Source organism: Streptomyces sp. W16, from assembly GCF_033194735.1.
GTDB lineage: Bacteria > Actinomycetota > Actinomycetes > Streptomycetales > Streptomycetaceae > Streptomyces.
This window is the reverse complement of the sequence record NZ_JAWOAI010000651.1, coordinates 1-4779: the sequence shown is the minus strand read 5'-3', so window position 1 is coordinate 4779 and position 4779 is coordinate 1. Positions and strand designations below refer to the sequence as shown.

2 protein-coding genes and 1 pseudogene are annotated in these 4779 nt (G+C 71.2%); 2 read left to right on the top strand and 1 reads right to left on the bottom strand.

The genetic code is table 11. The features are described 5' to 3' along the window. Positions 1-1457: pseudogene (locus tag R6V09_RS46210) on the top strand (hypothetical protein); the annotation flags it as partial. 41 nt (positions 1458-1498) lie between these two features. Here the strand turns inward: R6V09_RS46210 and R6V09_RS46205 are convergent. After that, positions 1499-2101, bottom strand: a complete 603-nt coding sequence (locus tag R6V09_RS46205; RefSeq protein ID WP_317887466.1) for a hypothetical protein — start codon at positions 2099-2101, stop codon at positions 1499-1501. A 418-nt stretch (positions 2102-2519) separates the two neighbouring features. Between R6V09_RS46205 and R6V09_RS46200 the strand changes: the two genes are divergently transcribed. Continuing rightward, positions 2520-4779 (top strand): sensor histidine kinase (locus tag R6V09_RS46200; protein ID WP_317887465.1); only part of this gene is annotated, 2260 nt, incomplete at its 3' end.

Here is a 4779-nt window from a genome sequence, read left to right as displayed (position 1 = left end):
ACGGGCCGTCCCGGCAGGGCGCCGCGGCGCGCGCCGAGGAGCTGGTGCAACTGCTGGAGACCCGGGTGTCGAACGCGAGTGAGCAGCTCGGGCGGCTGCGCGGCGAGGCCGAACGGCACGCGCCCGAGGACGGCGAGGCGCACACCGAACTGGCCGAGGAACTCGTCCCGCGCGACGCCGAGCACGCCCAGGTCCTGCTGCGCACCGCCACGGCCGAACTCGCCTCCCGCGCCGACGCGTTGGGCCAGGCCCGCGAGGCCCACGCCGAACTCCTCGACGCCCACCGCGCCGCCGAGGACGGGGCCGGCGGTTTCGACGAGACCGCCGCGATGCTCCGTGACCTGATGCGCGAGCACTCCTCGGACGAGGAGCAGGAGGAGCCCGAGCCGTACCCGGGCAGCGTGGAGGAGGCCCGGCACTCCGCCGCCGAGGCCCGTCGCTCGCTGCGCGCCTGCGCCGCCGATCTCTCCGCCGCCGAGGGCGCCGTACGGGAAGCGAGCGATGTGCTCGTGCGGCATGCCAACTCCACGCGGTACGAGCAGGTGCGGACTCCCGCGCGGCAGCAGATCCGTGAGCTGCCGGCGTCCTCCCTGCCCGAGCACGCGCAGAAGTGGGCCGACGCCTTCGCGCCCCGACTCCGGGTCCTCACCGACGAGTTGGCGCAATTGGAACGCAACCGCGACTCGATCGTGGACCGGCTCCGCGGGCTCGTCGAGTCGGCGCTCGCCACCCTGCGGTCCGCGCAGCGGCTGTCGAGGCTGCCGGAGGGGCTCGGCGAGTGGTCCGGGCAGGAGTTCCTGCGCATCCGCTTCGAGGAGCCCGACCAGGCCACGCTGGCCGAGCGGCTCGGCGAGGTGGTCGACGAGGCGACCCGGGCCGCCGTGAAGAAGAACTCCGACATGCGGCGCGACGGAATGTCCCTGCTGCTGAGGGGAGTTGGCGCGGCGCTTGAGCCCAAGGGCATCGCCGTAGAGATCCTCAAGCCGGACGCCGTACTGCGTGCCGAGCGCGTCCCCGTCGGGCAGATGGGCGATGTGTTCTCCGGCGGTCAGCTGCTCACCGCGGCCATCGCCCTGTACTGCACGATGGCCGCGCTGCGATCCAACGACCGGGGCCGCGACAAGCACCGGCACGCCGGCACGCTCTTCCTCGACAACCCCATCGGGCGGGCCAACGCCACCTATCTGCTGGAGCTGCAGCGCGCCGTGTCCGACGCGCTCGGGGTCCAACTCCTGTACACCACCGGCCTGTTCGACACGACGGCACTGGCCGAGTTCCCGCTGGTCATCCGGCTGCGCAACGACGCCGACCTGCGGGCCGGTCTCAAGTACATCAGCGTGGAGGAACACCTCCGGCCGGGACTGCCGCAGCAGGCCCCCGCCGGAGAAGGGGAGTCGGTGCACAGCGAGATCACGGCGACCCGGATGTTCAAGCGACCGGCGCCGACTACCCCGTAGGAGAACGTCGTCCGTAGGAGAACGTCATCCGTGGGCGACCGTCAGGAGTGCGACAGCTGCCCGGCGCCGCCCTTGCGGGCTATCCGCTCCTGCGCCCGCCGGGTGGCCTTCGCCTGACGCTGGGCCCGACGCCGCTCACGGCGGAGGGCCCGTGCCGTGCTGCTGGGCTCCGAGACGACGCCGTTGCGCTGGTTCCACATCTGGCGGGTCACCCATACGTCGAGGACGCCCCAGGTGGCCACCACCGTGCTGACCACGCTGCTGATCACCATCGGGAACGCCAGCCAGGACCCGGCCATCGTGCACAGGAAGGCCACCGTCGCCTGGATCAGCGTCACGGCGATGATGAGCACCGCCCGCACGGCCGCCGTACGCACCGGATCGGGCAGCCGGCGCCGACGCGCGGGCTCCTCGATCCACAACGGCCGGTAGTACGCCTGCTCTTCCGCTTCGGCGCGGGCCGATCCCGGTTTGCCGTGTCCTGCCCCCGCCGGCTCGCTCGGCCCCGTCGAGGCCGCGCCGCGACCTGTCGTCACGTCACCGCCCGCCGGAATGTCGCGATCCGGTGCCTCACGGCGCCGCTGCGCCGTCGACCGCGCCGCCACGCCGTCCTCAAGCGCCTCTTGCCGCTCCGCCGTGCCCATCAACGTGTCCTCCCCACCGCCGGTACACCACTCGTCCCGGAATCCGAAGACTCCGGCTCCCCAGTGGGTGCCCGGCCTGCCCTGTTTTACGCCGCCCAGATGCGGATGCGGCTCCTGTGGCCGGTTCCGCACCCATATCCCGTAGAGAAAGACGAACAACATCCCACGAAGATTCCCAACGAACGAAAAATTCCAGCCAACTGGCCAAGCGGGTCGATCCGGTCAGGTCCGGCGAACCTCACGGAATCCGGGCGCCTATCTCCCGTAATGCCCTGACATCTCACCATGTCCGGTCCCTGGTGCGGAAGTTCAGGCTCCGGACAGCTCTTCGAGTTACCTGTGTGTCAGTAGTAGGCTCGCGCCGTTTGTTGACGCACATGTGTACCCCCGGCCGGCGGGGGTCCAGCTGGGGGAGGCCATGCGCTTTCGCGGGAAGTCCATCCGCCGGAAGATCGTGGCGCTCCTTCTCGTGCCGCTCGTGTCCCTGACCGCGATCTGGGCGTTCGCCACAGTCCTCACCGGCCGGGCGGCCGGAGACCTGTTCAACGTGTCGTCGGTCGTCGAGAAGATCGGCTACCCCACCGAGGACACGGTCCGCGTCATCCAGCAGGAACGACGCCAGTCGCTCGTCTACCTCGCCGACCCGCGCGCCGCCGACGGCCTCACCGACCTCAGGCGCAGCCGCACCGCGACCGACGAAGCCGTCGCCAAGATCCGCAAGAACGCCCGGAACCCGGACGTCCGCGACGCGATGGGCCAGTCCACCGACAGCCGCGTCTCCGCCGTGCTCGACGCCTTCGACGGCCTGGAGTCCCTGCGGCGCAGCGTCGAGGACGGCACCGTCAACCGCGCCCAGGCCCTCGATCTCTACAACCGCCTGGTCGACCCCTGCTACGTGCTGCTGACCAACCTCCACGTCGTCGACAACGTCGAGATGGACAAGCAGTACCGCGCCCTCGTCAACCTCGCCCGCGCCCGTGAACTCCTCTCCCGTGAGGACGCGTTGCTCGGCTCCTCACTGATCGTCGGCAAACTCACCCGGGACGAGACCCGCGCCGTCTCCGACCTCGTGGCCCAGCGCACCCTGATGTACGACGTCAACCTGCCGCTGCTGCCCTCCTCGGAGCGCGACCACTTCGACCGCTTCTGGAGGAACGCGGCCAGCGCCCCGCTGCGCGTGGCCGAACAGGCCGCCGCCTCCTCCGAGTCCGGCTCGCCCCGCAACGTCACCGCACAGACCTGGAACACCGCGGCCGGTGCCGTGCTGGACAAGCTCGGCACCCTCGACGACCAGGCCAACGACCGCTATCAGGACCGCGTCCGCCCCGTCGCGATGAACGTCATCCTCAAGGCGGCCGTCGCCGGCGTCCTCGGCCTGATCGCCCTGCTGTTCTCGCTCTTCCTGTCCGTGCGCATCGGCCGCGGCCTCATCCGCGACCTGCGCCAACTCCGCCTGGACGCCCACGAGGCGTCCGGAGTCCGGCTGCCCAGCGTCATGCGCCGCCTGTCCGTCGGCGAAGTGGTCGACGTGGAGATCGAGGTACCGCGCCTGGAGTACGACAGGAACGAGATCGGCGAAGTCGGCCAGGCCCTCAACACCCTGCAGCGGGCAGCGGTCGAAGCCGCCGTGAAACAGGCCGAGTTGCGCTCCGGCGTCTCCGAGGTCTTCGTCAACCTCGCCCGGCGCAGCCAGGTCCTGCTGCACAAGCAGCTCACCCTGCTCGACACCATGGAGCGCAGGACCGAGGACACCGACGAACTCGCCGACCTGTTCCGCCTCGACCACCTGACCACCCGTATGCGCCGCCACGCCGAGGGCCTGGTGATCCTCTCCGGGGCCGCCCCGTCCCGGCAGTGGCGCAAGCCGGTACAGCTCATGGACATCGTCCGCGCGGCCGTCGCCGAGGTCGAGGACTACGAGCGCATCGAGGTCCGCAGGCTGCCGCGCATCGCCGTCACCGGCCCGGCCGTCGCGGACCTCACCCACCTGGTGGCCGAACTCCTGGAGAACGCCACGGTGTTCTCCCCGCCGCACACCGCCGTCCAGGTCGTGGGGGAGCGGGTCGCCAACGGCTTCACCCTGGAGATCCACGACCGGGGCCTCGGCATGGCGGCCGAAGCACTCCTGGACGCCAACCTCCGGCTCGCCGAGACACCCGAGTTCGAACTCTCCGACACCGACCGGCTCGGCCTGTTCGTGGTCAGCCGGCTCGCACAGCGGCAGAACGTCCGCGTCTCCCTCCAGCCCTCTCCCTACGGCGGCACCACCGCCGTCGTGTTCATCCCCGACGCCCTGCTGAGCGACGAGGTCCCGGACACCAACGGCATCGGCTTCCGTCTCGACCGGCCGCAGCCGACCAAGGAGGCCGAGCTGGAGGAGAGCCGCCGCTCCGCGCTCTCCCAGATGCCCGTGAAACTTCCCGGCCTTCCGCCCGCCCTCCTGGACGGGCCGGTCGAACTGGAGGCCCCGGTCGACCTGGACGCCCTCGCCGGCTTCCCGAACGCCCTCGACGACGAGGACGGTGAGCGCGGCGAGGTCTTCCGCCCACGCCGCCCGGGACTCCGGGACGACCTCGCCCCCGTCCGCCCCGTGGACCCGCGCCAGCAGGTCTCCGACGCCCTCGACGGACCGCGCGGGGATGCGGACGCCCACCGGGGCGAACCGCTTCCGCTGCCCC

Excerpts from the sequence above, each read along its gene's own strand:
- R6V09_RS46205 (WP_317887466.1), bottom strand. The coding sequence starts at position 2,101 with ATGGGCACGGCGGAGCGGCAAGAGGCGCTTGAGGACGGCGTGGCGGCG.